This window comes from Microbacterium sp. Se5.02b (assembly GCF_019464375.1).
Classification (GTDB): domain Bacteria; phylum Actinomycetota; class Actinomycetes; order Actinomycetales; family Microbacteriaceae; genus Microbacterium.
This window is the reverse complement of the sequence record NZ_CP080491.1, coordinates 22,641-41,905: the sequence shown is the minus strand read 5'-3', so window position 1 is coordinate 41,905 and position 19,265 is coordinate 22,641. Positions and strand designations below refer to the sequence as shown.

Here is a 19,265-nt window from a genome sequence, read left to right as displayed (position 1 = left end):
TGCCCCCGCCCCGGCGACCTAGACTTGCCGCTATGAGGGGGAGCCGGCTCGCATCGACGTCGGCCGTGACCTGGGGACGCCTCTACTTCGCCGGTCAGGCACTGGCGGGCGTCGCGTGGTGGATCGCGGTCTTCACGGTGCCTGACGTGCGTACGGCGACGCTCGGCACCCTCGATCCGCGGCTGCTCGCCGTCGCGGACATCCCTCTCTTCGTGGTGGCGTCGGCGCTGGTGGCGCTCGGCGTGCGGCGCGCGGCATGGATCGCCGCCCCTGGACGCTGCTGGTCGCCATCGGGATGGGTCTGTACGCGACGGTCACGGCGACCGCGGGCTGGGGCGCACTGCTGATGGTGGCTGCGGCAGCGGGCTCGACGGGCGCGGCGATTCTCGTGCTCGTCGGGAGGGTGCCGTCGAACTGGCTGCTGATCGGGCCGTTCCGCTTCCGGTCGGCTCCGCCGATGAACACCCGCGCGCTCGTGTCGAAGGCCACGCTCCAGACTGTGGTGTTCTCGGCGATCTTCCTGCTCGCGCTGCCCGCCGTCATCGTCGTGCTGGAGCTGCGGTGGGGACTGCACGTCGCCTTCCCGCCAGCTCTGCGCATCGGCGGCGCGGCCCTGTTCGCGGCAGCGCTCGCCCTCTCGACCTGGTCGTCTGCCGCGATGTCGGTGCAGGGAGCGGGCACGCCCCTCCCGTCGTCGATGCCGCGTCGACTCGTGATCTCCGGTCCCTACCGGTTCGTCCGGAATCCGATGGCGATCGGGGTCATGGCAGGCTCGTGGCTCGTGGTCGTCTACGCCCTCTGTGGCTCTCTGGTCTGGAACACGGTCGTGCGACCACTCGAAGAGGCAGACCTCGAGGAGCGTTTCGGCTCGGCGTTCCTGGCGTACCGAGACCGCGTCGCCTGCTGGCTGCCACGGCGCCCACTCGCTGCGTCGGAGGGCGCGCACGAGGAGTCGGTCTCGTCCGACGTCTGAGTCGAGGTCAGCAGAAGTCGCCTCCTCAGTTGCCTCAGGCAACTATCGGCGTACACTGGCGGTATGACAGTCGCTGACGGTGTCGCGGGCATCCACGTCGCACTCGTGCGAGTGGTCTCCGAATGGACGGAGAGCGATGTCCAGGCGCAGATCGCCGACGGCGTCGGTGTCGCGCTCGACCCGACGGGCATCCGTGCGGTCTACCTGCTCGGACTCAGCGGGGGTGCGATGGGCTTCACCGCGTTGTCCGAGCGCGCCTCGATGTCGCGCCCGACCACATCCAAGCTCGTCACTCGGCTGGAGACCCAGGGGTCGTCGAGCGCGTGCGTTCGGGACGCACGGTCGAGGTGCGGCTGACGGATGCCGGAGCCCGGGCGTACGCGCGCCTCGTGGCGGCAGGGCATCGCATGGTCGATGACGCCGTCACGGACTGGACGCCTCAGGAGGTCGAGCAGTTCCGTGCGCAGCTCGTCCGGTTCGTCGCGGCCCTCTCGCGGACGACACACCCGCACGACCCCATGACGACGCCTGATCGGGCGCCCACCCACAAGGAGGAAACATGACACGTACCTACATCGTCACCGGCGCCGCATCCGGCATCGGTGCCGCCACGACGCAGCTGCTCCGCGCGCAGGGCCACACCGTGGTCGGCGTGGACCTCGCCGGCACCGAGGTCGAGGGAGACCTGTCGACCCCGGACGGCCGCACGGCCGCAGCGGAGGCGGCGATCGACGCGGCTGGCGGCAGCATCGACGCCGTGATCGCCTGTGCGGGGATCGCCGCGCCGATCGCGAAGACGATGGCGATCAACTACTTCGGCGTCACCGAGTTCCTGACCGCGCTGCAGCCGACGCTGAGCCTCGCCGATCAGCCGAGGGCTGCGGTGGTGTCGTCCATGGCCTCCCTGCAGCCCGTGTCGGCCGCGCTCGTCGATGCCGCGCTCGACGGCGACGAGGCACGAGCGTTGGAGATCGGCGACCAGCTCGCCGCGACGCCCGAGGCCGGCTTCCTCAACTACTCGTCGAGCAAGCGCGCGGTGTCGCGGTGGGTCCGCCGAGAGTCGGTCACGCCCGCGTGGGCCGGGGCGGGCATCCCGCTCAACGCCGTCGCACCCGGCACGGTCACCACGGCCATGACCGCCGGCCTGCTCGCGAGCCCCGAGGGCCTGGCTCAGGTGGATGCCGCCGTGCCGATGCCCCTCAACTACCACCAGCCCGCATCATCGATCGCGGAACTGCTGGTGTGGCTCACGAGTCCGGCGAACACCCACATGGCCGGTCAGACCATCTACTGCGACGGCGGTGCCGACGCCGTGCTCCGCGGCGACGACATCTGGTCGTGGAACGACGCCTCGCAGGGTTGAGACACGCCCCGACGAAGGCCCGGACCGCGGCGGACCGGGCCTTCGTCGTATCCCGCACCCGTTCCTTATTTTGAATGACTCAAAATAACTTGCTAGGGTCGAAGAGACCCCCACAAGAGGAACCACCATGGATGAGACCCGATCCGGCTGGACACCCAGCCCCGTCTTCAGCTCGATGCCGCACGCGATGGGCCGTGGCTCCCGTGAGGACATCGTGTGGGAAGCACTCGAGCGTGTGGACGGCAAGCCGGCGCCGACGATGGGCGCGATGCAGGCGGCCATGGGCAACGAGGCGCAGATCCGACTGGTGACCGACGTGATCCGCCGCTACCTCGACGCGCGCGGGGTGCGCGACCTGGGCGAACTCACCGCCCGCACGTCCTAGTCCCTCCACCCGCATCCGACACGTGTCTCCGTCCTGCTGATGGCCGAGGTCGCCGGAGTCGCGGTCGGCGCCGCCGAGGCTCATGTGCACCCGGGGGAGCCCGCGGACGTCGAGATCGCCGTCCGCGAAGACTGCCGGCGTCACGGAGTCGGTCGAGCGTTGCTCGAAGCCGTGCGGTCCGCGCTGCATGGCGCTGCCACGGTCATGCGCGCCGAGACCTCCACCGAAGCCGGAGTCTCGTTCGCCCGATCAGCGGGGCTCGACGTCGGCACCCGCGAGATCCGTCAGATCGTCGAGCTTCCGGTGCCGGAGAGCAGGCTTGCGGAAGGAGCCGGAGCACCCGCAGGTGTCGAGGTGCTCTCCTGGTCCGGTCGGTGTCCTGACGACGCGCTCGACGACTGGGCTCGACTGCGATCACGGATGTCCGCTGAGGTACCGACAGGAGAGCTGACCCGCACCCTGGAGACCGCCGACGTCGAGGCGGTGCGTCGCAACGAGCAGCGCATGTCGGCTCAGGGCTACACGCTCGTGCGGAGTCTGGCGCGCGAACACGGAGACGCGGTCGGATACACCGAGATCCTGCTGTCCAGAGCCGATCCCGAGATCGTGTATCAGGACGACACCTTCGTCGAGGAGCGGGCTCGAGGTCGAGGGATCGGTCGCGCGATGAAGGTCGCCAATCTCCGTCAGCTCATGACCGTGCCGGAGAGCGCCGCCTCGCGGATCCTGCAGACCCACACCGAGCCGGGGAACGCGCCGATGCTCGCGCTCAATCGATCCTTCGGGTTCGACGAGGCCGACGTGCTCACGGTTCTCGAGGGTCCGCTGGGCTGAGTCCCCGCACTACCGACGGTGCACGATGATGAGGCCGTCCCACCCCTTCTCGCCCACCGTCTGCAGCGCCGTCGCATCGAGGTGCGGGTTCGCGGCGATCGCATCGATCACTGCACGCACCCCCTGCACACGCGGGTCGCTGCTGTTCGCATCGGCGACGGCGCCGTCGCGCACCACATTGTCGATGACGATCACCGCACCCGGCGCCGTCAGCTCGAGCGCCGCGGCGAGGTAGATCGGATTGCTCGGCTTGTCGGCATCGATGAAGACCAGATCGAACGGCTCGACCTGCTGGTCGATCAGCCTCTGGGCGGAGTCCGCGGCCGGACCCACCACCACATCCACCCGGTCGGCGACTCCTGCGCGCTCCAGGTTCTCGCGTGCGATGGCGGCGTTCTGCTCTTCGAGTTCGAAAGTGACGACATGGCCGCCGGCGCCGACGGCACGCGCCAACCAGACCGTGGAGTAGCCAGCGAGCGTACCGAACTCGAGCACGCGCTGCGAGCCGGAGATCTGCGCCAGGAGGCCGAGCAGTGCGCCCTGATTCGCGGCGACCTCTGCGTTCGGCATGGTCGTGCGCGCCCCCGACTCGCGTGCCTCCACCAATGCGGCATCCTCGTCCACGAGTGCGGCGGCGAAGTAGGAATCGACAGCGCGCCAGGCCGGAGCGGATGCGTAGCGGTTCTCGGGAGGCTCGTGCTGGTCGCTCATGATGCCATTCTTTCACCCGCGCTCGGACGTGCTGGCGCGTGGCGGGCCTCCCGATTCGGAAGGCCCGCCGCGGGGGTCAGCGGCTCACTTCCGCCCAGGTGCGCGTGCGAAGCGAGTCGTCGATGGCGTCGAGCACTCGCGCCGCAGACACCGCTTCCTCGATGCCGATGCGGCTGGGGAGATCGAACTCGACCATCTGCAGGAAGTAGTCGAACTGCTGCGGCACGACTCCCTCCAGCCGTCCGTCGAGTTCCGGGTCGAGCATCGTGTTGGGGAGCCGGAACTCGTCGAGCGTGTCGAGCGAGATGCCTTCGGCCGTGACATCCACCTTGATGTTCCCGTCGGTGCCGTACAGATCGAACTGCGAGGCGAGGCCGCTCGGAGTGGAATCAGGGAGCACCCAGGAGATCTCGATCGTGCCCACGGCACCGTTCTCGAGCTCGGCGAGGATCAGGGCGACGTCCACGCCCTCCTTGCCGGCCGCGGGGAGGACCTTCGCGGCGGTGGTGGCCGAGACGCGCACGATTGGGCTCCCGGAGATCCACTGCACGAGGTCGATGTCGTGGATGCCCTGATACATGTAGATCGGGGACGCCCCGTTGTTCGCGAACCCGACGCTGCGGGGGACGATCCGCGCCGCGCGGAAGTGGACGGGGTCGCCGACCGTCCCCGCGGCCACGGTCTTCGCCGCCGACCGGAACCGAGGATCGTGGCGCAGCACGTGTCCGACGAGGACTTTGGATGCTGTCGCCTTCGCCGCGGCGTCCGCGATGGTGCGAGCACCTTCGAGCGTGTCGGCGAGGGGTTTCTCGACGAGGACGTGGAGTCCTGCCTCGATGGCCTCCACGGTGACGCCGACGTGCAGCTTGTCGGGGACTGCGATCACCACGCCGTCCAGAGCGACAGCCTCACGGGCGGCGCTGAGCGTGGGGAACCACGGCGCTCCGTACTGCGTGGCGACGCGGCGACCGCTGTCCTCGAACGGGTCGACCACGGCGGCCAGTGTCGCCCTCGGGTTCTCGGCGACGATTCGGCAGTGGACCTGGCCCATGCGGCCGGCGCCGACGACGGCGATGTTGGTGGTCATGCGGATGCTCCCTTCGTGAGCGTGGGTACTGCAGCCAGGTAGCGCTTGGTCAGCGCCATCGGCTCGGTGATGGATGTTCCGACGACGACCGCGAAAGCTCCGGCCTCGAACGCTGCCCGAAGCTCCTCGGGTGATTTGATGCGCCCCTCCGCGATGACCGGGGTCGGGCGGGTGGCGAGTCGGGCGACGAGCTCGATGTCGGGATCGCCGCCGCGGTTCTGCGGCACGCTGGTGTAGCCGGACAGCGTCGTACCGACCAGGTCGGCGCCGAGCTCACCCGCGTGCGCGCCGGCCTCGAAGCTGTCGATGTCCGCCATGACGGCCGCGCCGAGCTCGCGAACAGCCGGAAGGAGGGTGTCGACGCCCGGGTGCTCGCCGCGAGCGCGCAACGTCGCATCGACGGCGATGATGTCGGCGCCGGCGTCGAGGAGGGCCTTGGCCCTGTCGACGGTGGGGGTGATCCACTGGAACCCGTCCGTGACGACCTTCTCCAGACCGATGATGGGGACGGTGACACGTTCGCGGACGGCCGCCACGTGCTCGGCGCTGTTGATGCGTACAGCGCCCGCGCCCGCGAGCACGGCCGCCTCGGCGATCGCGGCGATGATTCCCGGGTCGCGCAACGGCGACCCGTCCGGCGCCTGACAGGACACGATGAGGCGTCCACGAAGCGTCTCGAGGTCGAGCATTCTTACTCCTTCACTGCGATGAGACCGGCGAACGCCGGTCGGATAGATACGTCTTCGGCGATGACGCGCGCACCTTCGAGGGCGGCATCGGCTCGAACGAGGACGTCGTCGATCGGCAGACCGATGAGGCCCAGCGCTGCGCGGACTTCTTCGACGAACAGGGGAGCGCGCACCAGGCCGCCGGTCAACCCGATGGGCCCATCGGAGATCCGGGCGGCGCGGATGGTCTGAGCGAGTTCGGCGGCGGCGGCTCTGACGATGTCGTGCGCGACGGAGTCGCCTTCGGCCGCTGCTCGGATCACGTCAGGGGCGAACTCCGCGACGAACTTCGGGGGCGGGACCGAGCCCATGGCCTGGAGATAGATGTCCGCCGGGGTGCCGAGACGCTTGCTGCGGCCGGCGAGCGCTGTGGGTTCTCCGCGCCCTTCGAGAGCATCGAGAGCTGCCTGAAGACCGCGTTGACCGATCCAGAACCCGCTGCCGACGTCGCCGAGCAGGTAACCGCGAGCGTCGATGCGCCGCGGCGAGGCACCGGTGTCGATACCGAGCGCAGCGACCCCGGTTCCACAGATCACGACGGTGCCAGGGCGCGCGCCGACCGTGCCGAGGAGCGCGGTGACGGCGTCTGCCGCGACCACCACGCTGCGGGCGCCGAGCGCTTCCTTCAGATGTGCCGCGAGGGCGTGCGGAGCGTCTGAGCCGTCGACGAAGCCGGACAACCCGACGCCCACGTGCTCGGCCTGCGTGCCCTCCGGGACGTGAGCGGCGATGCGCTGCGCGAGCGAACGGACGTGCTCTTCGCTCGTGAGTGCCGTGACGCCGAGGGAGAAGCCGACGACCTCGCCCTCGTCACCCCGCATGCGGAACCCGGTCTGCCCGACGTCGATGGCGAGGGTGCCGTTCATGCGTCGCCCCCGTCCCGCGCGGGAGGCCGGAGCTGCGAGGCGGCACCCTCGTCGAGGAACCACGTGACGTCCGCGTGGTCGCGGAGGACGCTCGCGGGCATCGCCTCGGTGCGCGGTCCGTCGATCGCCGCAGCGACCGCTGCCGCCTTGTCGACCCCCGAGGCGACGACGACGATTCTGCGCGCATTCAGGATGGTGCGGATTCCCTGGGTCACGCTGCGGTGGGGGACTTCGGCGAGGGAGCCGAAGAAGCGGGCGTTCGCTTCGCGCGTCGACTCGTCGAGGTCGACCACCCGCGTGAGGGAGTCGAACGACGAGCCCGGTTCGTTGAATCCGATGTGACCGTTCCTCCCTACTCCCAGGATCTGCAGGTCGATGCCGCCGTTGGCCGCGATGAGTTCGTCGTAGGCGGCGGGCTCGGCGCCGTCCGGCAGGTGCACACGCGTCGGGGGGACGCGGAGGGGGTGGGCGACCTCCCGTTCGACGACGGTGCGATAGCTCTCCTCGTGACCGTCCGGCAGCCCGATGTACTCATCCAGCGCGAACAGCGTCACCTCCGACAGGTCCAGCTGACGTCGGGCCATCTCTCGATAGACGGGGCCGGGAGATGAGCCCGTCGCGACTCCCAGAGTGCGCAGGCCGCCGGAGTGCAGGAACGCTTCGATGACATCGACCGCTGCCGATGCCGCCGCCGTGGCCGTCCGGTGCGTCGCAGCCACGGACTTCCGCACGGTGATGCCGGTCACTTGACCCCTCCGAACGAGAGGCCGCGGGCCATGTGCTTGCGGACGATGATCGCGAAGATGACGATGGGCAGCGCACCGATGACGCCGGCGGCGGTGAGTCGGGCCCAGTTGGTGCCGAAGAAGCTCAGGAAGCCCGCGATGGTCACGGGAACCGTCTGGCTGTCGCCGCTGGTCAGGACGAGGGCGTACAGGAACTCGTTCCACGACTGGATGAGCGCGAGCACGAACGTCGCGAACGCGGCGCCCCAGACGTTCGGGAGCACGCACCGGAACAGGGTGCGCCACTCGCCCAGGCCGTCGATCATCGCCGCCTCACGGATCTCGCGCGGGAAGGCGACGAGGAACGAGCGGAAGATCAGCACGGCGAGAAGGATCGCGTAGAAGGAGTGCACGATCGTGAGCCCCACCGGGTTGCCGGTCAGCCCGATCCCGAAGAACGCCCGATAGAACGGCGTCAGCGTGAGCACCGGGGGAACCGTCGTCAGCAGGAGGATCGCGAGCGTCACGCGCGCGGACCACGCGGACTCCGGCGGCCACACCTGGGTCGTCAGGTACGCGAGGGGCAACCCGACGACGATGCCGACGACGCTGCTGATGATGGCGACGACGGCGCTGACGACCATGGCCTGCCCCATCCCGCCGTCGACCCAGGCGCTGACGTAGCTGCCGAACTGGGGGACGAAGAACCAGACCGGCTCACGACTGAACGCGTCGACGTCGCTCTTGAGAGACGTGCTGACCAGCCAGACGACCGGAAGGATGCACCAGATGACGAAGACGTAGACCGCGACGACGCGGAGGGTGTGCAGGATGTTGCGGCGCGTTTTCATCGGCGTGCCTTCCAGATTCGCAGGCCCATGAGGCGCGTGGCAGTGGGGAACAGGACGACCAGGACGACCAGGGAGACGAGGGCGCCCACGGTCGTCGCATACCCGATGTCGAAGGTCTCGAAACCGAGGCGGTAGACGTAGTTGCTGATGGCGAGGGTCGATGTGCCTGGTCCGCCCTTCGTCATGGTGTTGACGATGGCGAACGTCTTGACGGCATCGATGACGCGAAGGAGCACGACGATCGACAACACGGGAGCGAGCATCGGCAGGGTGACGTTCCAGAGCAGGCGGAATCCTCCCGCGCCGTCGAGCTGCGCGGCCTCGAACGGAGACGGGTCGAGCGACTCGAGGCCGGCGAGCACGATGATCACGACGAAAGGCGTGTTCTGCCAGACCTCGACGAGGATCACGGCGGCGAGCGCAGTGGCCGGGTCGGCGAGGAACGCATGACCGCCGATGCCGACGGCGTCGAGGAACCAGTTGATGAAGCCCGAAGTGGGGTCCATGAGCAGGCGCCACATGAGCCCGGCGACGACGGGAGTCAGCACCATCGGGATCAGGATGAGGGCGCGGAGCACGCCCTTGCCCGGGATGCGTCCGTGCAGGGCGAGGGCGATGGACACACCGAGGACGAGTTCGATGGCGACGGCCGCGACGACGTAGACGAGGGTGACCCGGATGGAGCCGAGAAGCGTCGGGTCCGACAGCGCCCTGGTGAAGTTGTCCCACCCGACGAAGATCTCCTCGCTGCCGGGGCGGAGGAGGTTCTCGGCGTGGGTGACGAGGTTGGCGCCCTGCATGATGATGATCACCAGCAGAGGGACGATCACGATGAGTGCGGGGAGTGCGAGGCTCGCTTGCGCGAGCCTGGGCCGGAGGGCCTTCCGGCGAGGTGGACGCCGGAACGGAGGGTCGTCGACTCTGGTTTCCGCATCGGGACGTGGGGGCGTCAGGAGCTTGGTCATCGTCTTTCTTCTTCCGTTCCGGCGTCCGTGGTCTCAGCCGAGCTGAGTCTCGAGTGCTTTCTGAGCGGCGGTCAACGCGTCCTTCGCGTCCGCTTCTCCCGCCAGGGTCCGCGACAGCGCCTGGCCGACCTCGGTGATGATGGCGTTGGCGTCGGTGCCTGCGGGGAGGTAGTCGACGTTTCCGGTGGCCAGCTGCCCGAGGAGCGCGTCCTTGAACGGCCCGTACTTCTCGTCGTAGGCGGGGCTCTCCAGGACGGAGTCGAGGGTGACCCCCACGGCCTCGGTGGTCTCGACGGCGTTGTTCTGCACTTCCTCGCTCGTCGCCCAGGTCATGAACTGGTAGGCCGCGTCCTTCTTCTGGGAGAAGGAGCTGAGGTACAGCGCGTGGACGTTGAGGGAGTTGTCGGTGTTGCCGCTGGTGGGCGGGTCGGAGATGGCGTACGGGATCGGTGCGTACCCGACCTTGCCCGCGATGACGCTGGCCTCGGTGTCTTCGTTGAAGGGACCGTTGGCGGTGGCGTCGATGGTCATCGCGGCGGTGCCCTGCGTGAAGGCGATGCGGTTCTGCTCCCAGTCGAAGTTGCCGACACCGGAGGGGCCGTACTCCTTGAGCAGGTCAGCCCAGAACTGGGTCGCTTCGACGGCCTCGGGCGAGTCGACGGCCAGGGTGTCCCCGTCGTAGAAGTCGCCGCCGAAGGCGCGGAGGAACCCCGCCCACGGGTACACGCTCTGGATGCCCGGGGCTCCGCGGAGGGTGATGCCTGCGACCTCGCCGCCCGATCCCTCGCTGATGGTCTTCGCTGCCGCTTCCAGGTCGTCCATGGTGGTGGGCGGCCCGTCGATGCCGTACTCCTCGAAGAGATCGGTGCGGTACATCAGCCAGGTGCTCTCGCCGTAGACGGGAAGGCCGAACGTGGCATCGTCCTTCTGCATGGGGGCGAGGTACGGCTGGTAGAAGTCGTCGAGCGCGACGAAGTCGGATTCGTACTCGGACAGGTCGTCGATGTAGCCGGACTCGAAGTAGCCGGTGCCGTACGTGTTGTCCGTGAAGACGACGTCGTAGTCGCTGGATTTCTGGCTGAAGTTCAGCAGGATCTTGGCGGCCTGGTCGCTGTACGGCACCGTCTCGATGTTGACCTTGATGCCGGTCTGCTCCTCGAAGTCGGGGAGCAGCTCCTTCCAGTTGTCGGTGTAGGAGATGTCTTCGGCGAGGACGTTGATCGTCACGCCGCTGCCGTCGCCGTCTCCGTCCGAGCCGGACGGTGCGCAGGCGGTGATGCTTCCGGTAGCCGTCGCGAGACCGACGAAACCGGCGCCGATGCGGACGGCGAGCCGTGGTGCACGCGAGCGGGCGGGTGTTGCAGCGCTCATGGGATCCTCCGTTGGAAAGTGGTGCATTCGGGTGGGGTCTTGAATACCATAGGGTAGAAGTAGCACCCTAGGGTTACAAGGAAGTTACACCGTCCGTCGAACATCCGCAATCACGCACCGGACCGGATCCGACGGCCGATGCGTGATAGTTATGGTGCTGGCTCTCACGCGAAAGGAGGGGATGTGGCTGCGAAGTACGAGCTCGTGATGAAAGAGCTCTCCGCGGAGATCGCGCAGATGCGCGCAGGCGATCAGCTGCCCACCGAGCAGCAGCTCGCGGCGCGGTTCAACGTCTCCTCGATGACGGTGCGACGGGCGCTCGAGGCGCTCGCCCACGCGAAGAGGATCGTCGGCATCCGGGGCAAGGGCACCTTCGTCGCCGAGCCGGCTCTGACCAAGCGCATGACTCTGGCCTCGTTCACCGATTCCATGCGCGCGGCGGGGCGGACGGCCCGTGCGGAGGTCCTTTCCGCTGGCATCGCCCCGGCTCTCCCGGAGGTCGCCGCGGACTTCGGGCTGGAGGGGACCGCATCGGTCTACACGGTCGAGCGCCTGCGGTTCGGTGATGACACGCCTCTGAGCATCGACCGCTCGCTTCTTCCTGCCGCGCTCTTCCCGAACCTGCTGGGCAACGATCTCACCGGGTCGCTGTACGAGATCCTCCGCCGGCGGTACGACGTGCACCTCACCCGCGCTTCGTCACGGGTGGCCGCTGTGCTGCCGACCGCGCGCGAAGCGGAGCTGCTCGGGATCACGCTCGACCAGCCGTGCCTCCGCGTCGTCGCCCGAGGCAGTCTGGGCGACGGCAGGGTCGCCGAGATCACCCGCTCGATCTACCGTGGCGACCTCTACGAACTCCTGATCGAGCCCGAAGACTCCTGACGAGAAGCCGCGGCAGAGCTCCCCCGGTGATCGCTCCCGCGAGCGCATGACGTCGAGAAAACGGAAGAGCCGGTCAGAAGCATCTTCTGACCGGCACTTTTCCTTGAGGAGCACTCGAGGCTGAAACGAATTCAGCCTTCGTGTGCGCGAGGGGGGACTTGAACCCCCACGTCCTTACGGACACTGGCACCTGAAGCCAGCGCGTCTACCATTCCGCCACTCGCGCGAGTGTCTCGTTCCGAAGAACTCAACTTCCCGAGGATATCACGCGATTTCACCCCCCGTTGCACACCCCCGAACGCCGATCGGCGGCGTTCCCCCAGGTCACCTGACTACGATGTGTCTACCGGTCGGCATGCCAGAGGAGCCCAGTGGGACTACTTGACAGCTTTGAGAAGGGTCTCGAGCGCGCAGTGAACAGCGCGTTCGCGAAGACCTTCCGCAGCGGCATACAGCCGGTGGAGATCGCCTCTGCGCTCCGCCGCGAAGCCGACACGAAGGCCGCGGTCGTGAGCCGCGACCGCATCATCGCGCCCAACAGCTATGTGGTGCGTCTGAGTACCGACGACGCGGAGCGGATGCGCGGCCTCGGCGGCGCTCTCACCGATGAACTGCTCGCTCTCATGACCACCCACGCCAAGGCCCAGGGCTACAGCTTCGCCGGCCCCCTCTCGATCACGCTCGAGGCCGACGAGAAGGTCGCGACGGGAACCGTGCGCGTGAACTCCGGCACGGTGGAAGGTCGCGTCAGCTGGCAGGCCGTCGTCGACGTCGACGGTCGCCGCCACTCGATCACCCGCGCCCGCACCGTGATCGGTCGGGGGACGGATGCCGACATCACGATCGCCGACGCCGGATCGAGCCGCAAGCACGTCGAGATCCTGTGGGACGGCGAGCGCGCCATGATGCGCGACCTCGGATCCACCAACGGCACCAAGGTCAACGGGCAGAAGCTCCGCGAAGCCGCGCTCCCCAGCGACACCACGATCACCATCGGCCGTACCGAGCTGGTGTTCCGCATCGTCCCGGTGGCCGCACCTTCGCGCCCCGCCCCACGTGGCGACGACGCCACCCGCGCGTTCGGAGGCCTCGGTTGAGTGAGCTGATCCTCCTCCTGCTCCGCATCGGGTTCCTCGTCCTGATGTGGTTCTTCGTGTTCGGTGTCGTGTACTCGCTGCGCGCCGACCTCTTCGGTGTGCGCGTGCGCAAGCTTCCGGCCGAGGCCACAGCGGGAGCGCCTGCGCCGGCGCCGACGCCCGCCCCCGCCGCGAAGCCGGCCTCCTCCCGTCCCTCCACGGGACCCGCGACCGTCGCGACGGCCAAGCGCCTCGTGATCACCTCGGGCCCGAAAGCCGGCCTGGAACTCCCGCTCAGCGCCGATTCGCTCACGATCGGCCGTTCGAGCGAGTCCGCCCTCGTGATCCGCGACGACTACACGTCCAGTCACCACGCGCGCCTGATGCTGCGCGGCGATGCCTGGGCCATCCAGGATCTCGACTCCACGAACGGCACCTTCGTCGCGGGCCAGCGCGTCGGCTCCTCGCCTGTGTCCCTCTCGCTCGGAACCCCCATAAAGGTGGGCGCCACGACCTTCGAGCTGCGAGCCTGACCCCGGCATGGTCTTCGAGGGCTCGAGCGTCGCGATCTCCCATACCGGGAAGGTCCGCTCCAACAACCAGGATTCCGGCTACTCCGGAGCGAACCTGTTCGTCGTCGCCGACGGCATGGGCGGCCACGCCGGCGGAGACGTCGCCTCGAGCATCGCGATCCAGCGGTTGGAGCCCCTCGACCAGGCGTACGCCTCGACCGAAGACGCTCAGGCGTCGTTGCAGGCGGCGGCGACCACCGCTGCGGGCGACCTCATCCGCGCGGCCAAGGATCGCCCGGAGCTCGCCGGCCTCGGCACCACCGTCAGCGCGATCATCATGGTCGACGAGTATGCGGTCATCGGCCATATCGGAGACTCCCGCATCTACCTGTACCGCGACGACGCGCTCACGCAGATCACGGCAGACCACACCTTCGTGCAGCGGCTCGTCGACTCGGGGCGCATCACCCCGGAAGAGGCGAGATACCACCCCCGCCGGTCCGTGCTCATGCGCGTGCTCAGCGATATGGACTCCGACCCCGAGCTCGACATGTTCGTCATGCACACCCAGCCGGGCGACCGGTGGCTGCTGTGCTCCGACGGTCTGTCCGGCGTGGTCGACGAGCCTCACATCCTCAAGGCCATGCAGCTCGGTCTCGCTCCCGGTCGCACGGCAGACAACCTCCTCAAGCAGGCGCTCGACGGGGGCGCCCCCGACAACGTCACGATCGTCCTGGTCGATGTCGGCGGACAGCATCCGATCCACTCCGGCACACCGACCATCGTCGGCTCGGCCTCGAACCCCGACGGCGTGTATGTGCCGCCGGTGCGCCCGCCGCGCGGCAACTGGCTGCACCCGGTGCGTCAGGCTGCGAACGAGCCGAGTCACTTCGAACCAGCGCCCGAATACCTCGAAGAGCTCATCGAAGAAGACCGTCGTCGTGCGAAGCGGCGGCGTCTCGGCTGGATCGCGGGCGCGCTGGTGGTCGTCGCGATGCTGGCGGTCGCCGCCTTCGCCGCCTACAGCTGGACGCAGACGCGCTACTTCATCGGCGCCGACGACGACAGCGTCGTGATCTTCCAGGGCGTGCAGCAGAACATCGGCCCGATCACCCTGTCGACACCGGTCGAAGACACCGACATCCTGCTGGCGAACCTCCCGCCGTATCAGCGTGCGTCGGTCGAGCGCACCATCACCGCACGCTCGCTGTCCGACGCGATGGCGATCGTCGACCGGCTGCGTGCGGGTGCCGATGCGAACGCGATCCCCACCCCGCTTCCGACGCCGCTGCCGACCCCGACCGACACGCCCGCAGGCGGTGAGGGATGAGCACCGACCTCCAGGCGGACACCACCGTCATCAAGGCACTGAAGCGTCTGCGTCTGCCCCAGACGCAGCGCAACCGCGAGTTCTGGCTCCTGCTGTTCGCGTGTGCGATCAGCGGCGCGGCGCTCACCCTCGTGCAGCTGGGTGCGCTCGGAGTCATCGACCCGATGATCCTCGCGATCGGCGGAGGCCTCGCCGCGCTCGCCTTCGCCCTGCACATCGTGCTGCGCTTCGTCGCCGCCGACGCCGATCCGTTCGTGGTGCCGATCGCCACCCTGCTCACCGGCCTCGGTATCGCGATGATCTACCGCATCGACATCGCGTATGAGAACACCGGGTGGGATGCATACTCCACGAAGCAGCTCGCCTGGACGGCGATCTCCCTCGCGGGTGCGATCGCGGTCGTCATCCTGCTCCGCAACTACCGGATCCTCTTCCGCTACACGTACATCTTCGGCCTCGCCGGAATCCTCCTGCTGCTGCTGCCGTTCGTGCCCGGTCTGCGCATCGCAGACGCGAACGCAGCCGTCTGGGTGTCTCTCGGCGGGGTCTTCGCCTTCCAGCCGGGCGAGCTCGCGAAGATCTGCCTCGCGATATTCTTCGCCGGCTACCTGGTGCGCACCCGCGAAAGCCTCACCTCGGTCGGCAAGCGGGTGCTCGGCATCACGTGGCCGCGGATGCGCGAGCTCGGCCCCGTGCTGGTCGTCTGGATCATCTCCCTCGGCATCATCGTGTTCCAGCGCGACCTCGGCACGGGAACCCTGATCTTCGGCATGTTCGTCGCGATGCTGTACGTCGCGACCGGCAAGACGAGCTGGGTGCTGATCGGCTTGACCCTGGTGGTCGCGGGTGTCGCGGTGGCGACGCAGATCCTCAGTTACGTCCATGGCCGTTTCATCAACTGGCTGTTCCTGTTCGACGCGAACCAGGTCGACCCCGACGGCGCCGGTTATCAGCCGATGCAGGGCCTCTTCGGCCTCGCCCGCGGCGGACTCATCGGCACGGGGTGGGGCCAGGGTCGCCCCGAGGTGACCCCGCTCGCCCACAGCGACTACATCATCACCAGTTTGGGAGAAGAGCTCGGCCTCATCGGGCTGTTCGCGATCCTGTGTCTCTACATGGTGTTCGTCAGCCGCGGCATGCGCATCGGTCTCGCGGGGCAGGATGACTTCGGCAAGCTGCTCGCGACCGGGCTCTCGTTCACGATCGCATTGCAGGTGTTCATCATGGTCGGCGGCGTGACCCGTCTGATCCCGCTGACCGGCCTGACGACGCCGTTCCTCGCCGCCGGTGGTTCCTCGCTCGTGGCGAACTGGCTCATCGTGGCGCTGCTGCTGCGCATCTCCGACGGCGTACGCCGCCAGCCGAGGGTGGTGATCGGATGACGAGAGAGCTCCGTCGTCTCAGCATCGTGATGCTGTTCATGTTCGTGGCGCTGTTCGCGGCGACCAGCTGGATCCAGGTCGTCGAGGCCGACAGCCTCGCCCAGAACAGCAACAACACGCGCACCCGGCTCGACAGCTATGAGATCCAGCGCGGGTCGATCATCGTCGACGGCGCCGCCATCGCGAACTCGGTTCCGAGCGACGACCGCTACCAGTTCCAGCGGGTCTACACCGACGCCGCGATGTGGGAGCCGGTCACCGGGTACTTTAACGCGGCACTCGACTCGCGGACCGGCATCGAGCAGGCGATGAACGCCGACCTCTCCGGCACCGGGAGCAACGCGCTGCTCGGCGAGATCGAGCGCATCCTCTCGGGTCAGCCGCAGCGCGGATACAGCGTCGAACTGTCGCTCGACACCGCCGCGCAGCGAGCCGCCTTCGAAGCCCTCGACGGCCTCCAGGGTGCCGTCGTCGCCATGGACCCGAAGACCGGACGCATCCTCGCCATGGTCTCCACGCCGGGGTTCGACACGAACCTGATGGCGACGCACGACGCGGATGCGGCGAACGCCACTCACGATCAGCTCGCCGCCGACCCCGGAAAGCCGCTGTCCAACCGGGCGATCGCCGGAGACCTCAACCCGCCGGGCTCCACCTTCAAGGTCGTCGTCGCGGCCGCAGCATTCGCCAGCGGCAACTGGACACCGAGCTCGACGCTCCCGAACCCCGCCTCGTACACGCTCCCCGGCTCGTCGAACCGCGTGTCCAACGCGTGGGGCAGCGCCTGCGGCCCCGGAGCCACCGTCACGATCGCGGAGGCCATCCGTCTCAGCTGCAACATCCCGATGGCCGAGCTCGCGGTCGAGCTCGGCGACGACGCGATCCGCGAGATGGCGGAGAAGCTGGGATTCAACCAGTCGTTCGACACGCCGTTGACGTCGACGGCCTCGAGCTACCCTCGTGCGCTCGACGATGCGCAGACCGCCCTGACCGGATTCGGGCAGGGGCAGGTCACCGCGACACCGCTGCAGATGGCCATGGTCTCTGCGGGCCTCGCGAACGACGGAGTGGTCATGAACCCGCGGATGGTGGACGCCGTGATCGGCAACGATCTCTCGGTGATCAGGGCCTTCGAGGACAGCGAGTTCGGCCGCGCGATGGAGGCGGATGTGGCGAACGATGTCACCGCGGCCATGGTCGCGAGCGTCGCTACGGGCGCGGCGCAGGGTGCAAGAATAGACGGGATCGACGTGGCCGGTAAGACGGGCACCGCAGAGAACGGAAACAGGCCGCACACGTTGTGGTTCACCGGCTTCGCGCCGGCGGACGACCCCGCGGTCGCAGTAGCGGTCGTCGTCGAAGACGGCGGCGGACAGGGACAATCAGGCAGCGGCGACACCATCGCCGCTCCGATTGCGAAGAAGGTCATAGAGGCGGTGCTGGGCAGATGAGGCCGACGCAGGGTGTGTCGTTCGGTGGTCGTTACGAGCTGCAGTCGCGTATCGCGATCGGTGGCATGGGCGAGGTGTGGGAGGCGACGGATCACGTCATCGGACGTACCGTCGCCATCAAGATCCTCAAGGACGAGTACATGGGGGACCCCGGGTTCCTCGAGCGGTTCCGCGCGGAGGCCCGGCACGCAGCGCTCGTCAACCACGAGGGCATCGCGAGCGTGTTCGACTACGGCGAGGAGAACGGCAGCGCCTACCTCGTCATGGAGCTCGTGCCCGGTGAGGCCCTCTCGACCGTGCTCGAGCGCGACGGCGCGCTGAGCGCCGACAAGACGCTCGACATCGTCGCGCAGACGGCATCCGCCCTGCAGGCTGCACACGCCGCCGGCCTCGTGCACCGCGACATCAAGCCGGGCAACCTCCTCATCACGCCCGACGGCCGCGTGAAGATCACCGACTTCGGCATCGCCCGCATCGCCGACCAGGTGCCGCTCACGGCGACCGGTCAGGTCATGGGAACCGTCCAGTACCTCTCGCCCGAGCAGGCGTCAGGACACCCGGCCTCCCCCGCGACCGACACCTACTCGCTCGGCATCGTCGCCTACGAGTGCCTGGCGGGCAAGCGTCCGTTCACGGGCGAGTCGCAGGTCGCGATCGCGATGGCGCAGATCAACGAGCAGCCGCCGCCGTTGCCGCCGACCGTGCCGATCCCGGTCCAGAACCTCGTCATGGCGATGATCGCCAAGAAGCCCGCCGACCGGCCTTCGTCCTCCGCGACCGTGGCGCGTGCCGCACAGGCGCTGCGTCGGGGTGACCTGAACTCCGCGGCGATCGCCGTGCCGGCCATCGCATCCGGCGGCGTCGCGTCCGCCGACGACGCGACGCGGATGCTGACGGCGTCGGGGGACGACGGCACCACCCGCATCCTCCCCACCACCGCGCAGCTTCCACCGAAGACGCAGCGGAGGAGCCGAAGAAGAAGCGCAGCCGGTGGACATGGCCGCTGATCGCGCTGATCGCCCTGCTGGTGATCGTGCTCGGCGGAACGTTGTGGGCGATGCTGGCGAACCAGGGCGGCGACGATCCTGATCCGACGAGTCCGCCTCCCAGCTCCCCGTCGCAGTCGCCGACGCCGTCGGACACGCCGACGCCCGAGGTGACCCGCGTCGACGTGACGGCCCTCAACCTGGTCGGGATGGACTGCGGCACCGCGACGTCGACCCTGAAGAGCGCCGGCTTCGACAGCGACATCACCTGCACCGACGGCGACCCCGCCGCCACCGATGACAAGGTCGGCACCGTCTACCGCGTCGCGCCATCGGGGAACGTCGAGACCACGCAGCCGATCGCGCTGACGGTCTACGCACCGCGGGCAGCCCTGCCGACGCCGACCGATGCGCCGACGATCACCGGAGACCCGGTAGCCGGCAGCACTGTGAGCATCGCGTGGGGCACCGGATTCACGTGCCCGAGCGGCACCACGCTCTCGGGTTACGTCGTGTCGCTGCAGAACGGGACGTTCGTCTCCGGAGGACCGAACTTCCAGCCGACGCAGCGCAACACGCAGGTGCAGGTCGCCGACGCGGCGGGTCAGCAGCTCATCGTCACGTACCAGGGCATGTGCTCCGGTGGCGATCAGCGCACCTCCGCCGCCTCGCCGCCGCTGTCGGTGCCGATCGTCGCCGCGCCCGACCCCGGCGAGGGTGACGACGGCGGCGAAACCGCCGGGTAGCCTGTAGTTCCAGCTCAGTCGAAGTCGTTTCCAGGGGGTAG

21 protein-coding genes, 1 tRNA gene and 1 pseudogene are annotated in these 19,265 nt (G+C 68.4%); 14 read left to right on the top strand and 9 right to left on the bottom strand.

The genetic code is table 11. The features are described from left to right. The first annotated feature begins 32 nt into the window (after positions 1 to 32). The 7 genes from K1X59_RS22250 (at position 33) to K1X59_RS00210 (ending at position 3,555) form a co-directional block, all read left to right on the top strand. Complete coding sequence (locus tag K1X59_RS22250) at positions 33 to 347, top strand: hypothetical protein (protein WP_309491611.1); 315 nt, start codon at positions 33 to 35, stop codon at positions 345 to 347. After that, entirely contained in the window at positions 257 to 973 is a 717-nt protein-coding gene (locus tag K1X59_RS00235) for a methyltransferase (RefSeq protein ID WP_309491610.1), read from the top strand. The genes K1X59_RS22250 and K1X59_RS00235 overlap by 91 nt, the downstream gene beginning before the upstream one ends. A 63-nt stretch (positions 974 to 1,036) precedes the next feature. Further along, positions 1,037 to 1,330, top strand: coding sequence for a MarR family transcriptional regulator (locus K1X59_RS00230; protein WP_220173811.1), 294 nt, complete (start codon positions 1,037 to 1,039; stop codon positions 1,328 to 1,330). Positions 1,331 to 1,380: 50 nt separating this feature from the next. Next, positions 1,381 to 1,536 (top strand): hypothetical protein, encoded by a 156-nt coding sequence (locus K1X59_RS00225; RefSeq protein WP_220173810.1) that lies wholly within the window; start codon positions 1,381 to 1,383, stop codon positions 1,534 to 1,536. Then, the gene (locus K1X59_RS00220) at positions 1,533 to 2,336 is read left to right on the top strand and encodes an SDR family oxidoreductase (protein WP_220173809.1); all 804 of its coding nucleotides are present in this window, start codon (positions 1,533 to 1,535) and stop codon (positions 2,334 to 2,336) included. Before K1X59_RS00225 ends, K1X59_RS00220 begins: the two co-directional genes overlap by 4 nt. Before the next feature lie 127 nt (positions 2,337 to 2,463). Continuing rightward, complete coding sequence (locus K1X59_RS00215) at positions 2,464 to 2,721, top strand: hypothetical protein (protein WP_183151420.1); 258 nt, start codon at positions 2,464 to 2,466, stop codon at positions 2,719 to 2,721. Positions 2,722 to 2,760: 39 nt separating this feature from the next. Then, a complete protein-coding gene (locus tag K1X59_RS00210; protein WP_220173808.1) occupies positions 2,761 to 3,555 on the top strand; it encodes a GNAT family N-acetyltransferase in 795 nt (264 codons plus the stop codon). Between the two features lie 9 nt (positions 3,556 to 3,564). Here the strand turns inward: K1X59_RS00210 and K1X59_RS00205 are convergent, their stop codons facing one another. The 8 genes from K1X59_RS00205 to K1X59_RS00170 all read right to left on the bottom strand — a co-directional run bounded on the left by K1X59_RS00205 (position 3,565) and on the right by K1X59_RS00170 (position 10,859). Then, positions 3,565 to 4,266 carry an O-methyltransferase gene (locus K1X59_RS00205; RefSeq protein ID WP_183151418.1) on the bottom strand — a complete coding sequence of 234 codons (702 nt, stop codon included), beginning with the start codon at positions 4,264 to 4,266 and terminating at the stop codon, positions 3,565 to 3,567. A 76-nt stretch (positions 4,267 to 4,342) separates the two neighbouring features. Continuing rightward, on the bottom strand, positions 4,343 to 5,353 hold the full coding sequence (locus K1X59_RS00200) for a Gfo/Idh/MocA family protein (protein ID WP_220173807.1): 1,011 nt from the start codon (positions 5,351 to 5,353) through the stop codon (positions 4,343 to 4,345). Beyond that, a complete protein-coding gene (locus K1X59_RS00195) occupies positions 5,350 to 6,042 on the bottom strand; it encodes an N-acetylmannosamine-6-phosphate 2-epimerase (RefSeq protein ID WP_183151416.1) in 693 nt (230 codons plus the stop codon). Before K1X59_RS00195 ends, K1X59_RS00200 begins: the two co-directional genes overlap by 4 nt. Positions 6,043 to 6,044: 2 nt before the next feature. Beyond that, positions 6,045 to 6,947 (bottom strand): N-acetylglucosamine kinase, encoded by a 903-nt coding sequence (locus K1X59_RS00190; protein WP_220173806.1) that lies wholly within the window; start codon positions 6,945 to 6,947, stop codon positions 6,045 to 6,047. Next, positions 6,944 to 7,693 (bottom strand): glucosamine-6-phosphate deaminase, encoded by a 750-nt coding sequence (locus K1X59_RS00185; RefSeq protein ID WP_244632271.1) that lies wholly within the window; start codon positions 7,691 to 7,693, stop codon positions 6,944 to 6,946. Before K1X59_RS00185 ends, K1X59_RS00190 begins: the two co-directional genes overlap by 4 nt. Next, positions 7,690 to 8,523 carry a carbohydrate ABC transporter permease gene (locus tag K1X59_RS00180; protein ID WP_183151413.1) on the bottom strand — a complete coding sequence of 278 codons (834 nt, stop codon included), beginning with the start codon at positions 8,521 to 8,523 and terminating at the stop codon, positions 7,690 to 7,692. The genes K1X59_RS00185 and K1X59_RS00180 overlap by 4 nt, the downstream gene beginning before the upstream one ends. After that, a complete protein-coding gene (locus tag K1X59_RS00175; protein WP_183151412.1) occupies positions 8,520 to 9,488 on the bottom strand; it encodes a carbohydrate ABC transporter permease in 969 nt (322 codons plus the stop codon). Before K1X59_RS00175 ends, K1X59_RS00180 begins: the two co-directional genes overlap by 4 nt. Positions 9,489 to 9,521: 33 nt before the next feature. After that, the gene (locus K1X59_RS00170; protein ID WP_183151411.1) at positions 9,522 to 10,859 is read right to left on the bottom strand and encodes a sugar ABC transporter substrate-binding protein; all 1,338 of its coding nucleotides are present in this window, start codon (positions 10,857 to 10,859) and stop codon (positions 9,522 to 9,524) included. 183 nt (positions 10,860 to 11,042) lie between these two features. Here K1X59_RS00170 and K1X59_RS00165 point away from each other — a divergent pair, with 183 nt between their 5' ends. Continuing rightward, positions 11,043 to 11,741, top strand: a complete 699-nt coding sequence (locus tag K1X59_RS00165) for a GntR family transcriptional regulator (RefSeq protein WP_183151410.1) — start codon at positions 11,043 to 11,045, stop codon at positions 11,739 to 11,741. A gap of 143 nt (positions 11,742 to 11,884) precedes the next feature. On the opposite strand, the gene K1X59_RS00160 is transcribed toward K1X59_RS00165, so the two are convergent. Further along, positions 11,885 to 11,967, bottom strand: a tRNA-Leu gene (locus tag K1X59_RS00160). A 145-nt stretch (positions 11,968 to 12,112) separates the two neighbouring features. On the opposite strand from K1X59_RS00160, the gene K1X59_RS00155 reads away from it, so the two are divergent. The 6 genes and pseudogenes from K1X59_RS00155 to K1X59_RS00130 all read left to right on the top strand — a co-directional run bounded on the left by K1X59_RS00155 (position 12,113) and on the right by K1X59_RS00130 (position 19,224). After that, positions 12,113 to 12,838 carry a DUF3662 and FHA domain-containing protein gene (locus K1X59_RS00155; RefSeq protein ID WP_183151409.1) on the top strand — a complete coding sequence of 242 codons (726 nt, stop codon included), beginning with the start codon at positions 12,113 to 12,115 and terminating at the stop codon, positions 12,836 to 12,838. Continuing rightward, complete coding sequence (locus K1X59_RS00150; protein WP_220173805.1) at positions 12,835 to 13,350, top strand: FHA domain-containing protein; 516 nt, start codon at positions 12,835 to 12,837, stop codon at positions 13,348 to 13,350. The genes K1X59_RS00155 and K1X59_RS00150 overlap by 4 nt, the downstream gene beginning before the upstream one ends. Positions 13,351 to 13,357: 7 nt before the next feature. Continuing rightward, a complete protein-coding gene (locus tag K1X59_RS00145) occupies positions 13,358 to 14,659 on the top strand; it encodes a PP2C family serine/threonine-protein phosphatase (protein ID WP_183151408.1) in 1,302 nt (433 codons plus the stop codon). Then, positions 14,656 to 16,041, top strand: a complete 1,386-nt coding sequence (locus tag K1X59_RS00140; protein ID WP_183151407.1) for an FtsW/RodA/SpoVE family cell cycle protein — start codon at positions 14,656 to 14,658, stop codon at positions 16,039 to 16,041. Before K1X59_RS00145 ends, K1X59_RS00140 begins: the two co-directional genes overlap by 4 nt. Further along, the gene (locus tag K1X59_RS00135) at positions 16,038 to 17,492 is read left to right on the top strand and encodes a penicillin-binding transpeptidase domain-containing protein (protein WP_183151406.1); all 1,455 of its coding nucleotides are present in this window, start codon (positions 16,038 to 16,040) and stop codon (positions 17,490 to 17,492) included. The genes K1X59_RS00140 and K1X59_RS00135 overlap by 4 nt, the downstream gene beginning before the upstream one ends. After that, a pseudogene (locus K1X59_RS00130) lies at positions 17,489 to 19,224 on the top strand (protein kinase). Before K1X59_RS00135 ends, K1X59_RS00130 begins: the two are co-directional and overlap by 4 nt. Positions 19,225 to 19,265: the final 41 nt, after the last annotated feature.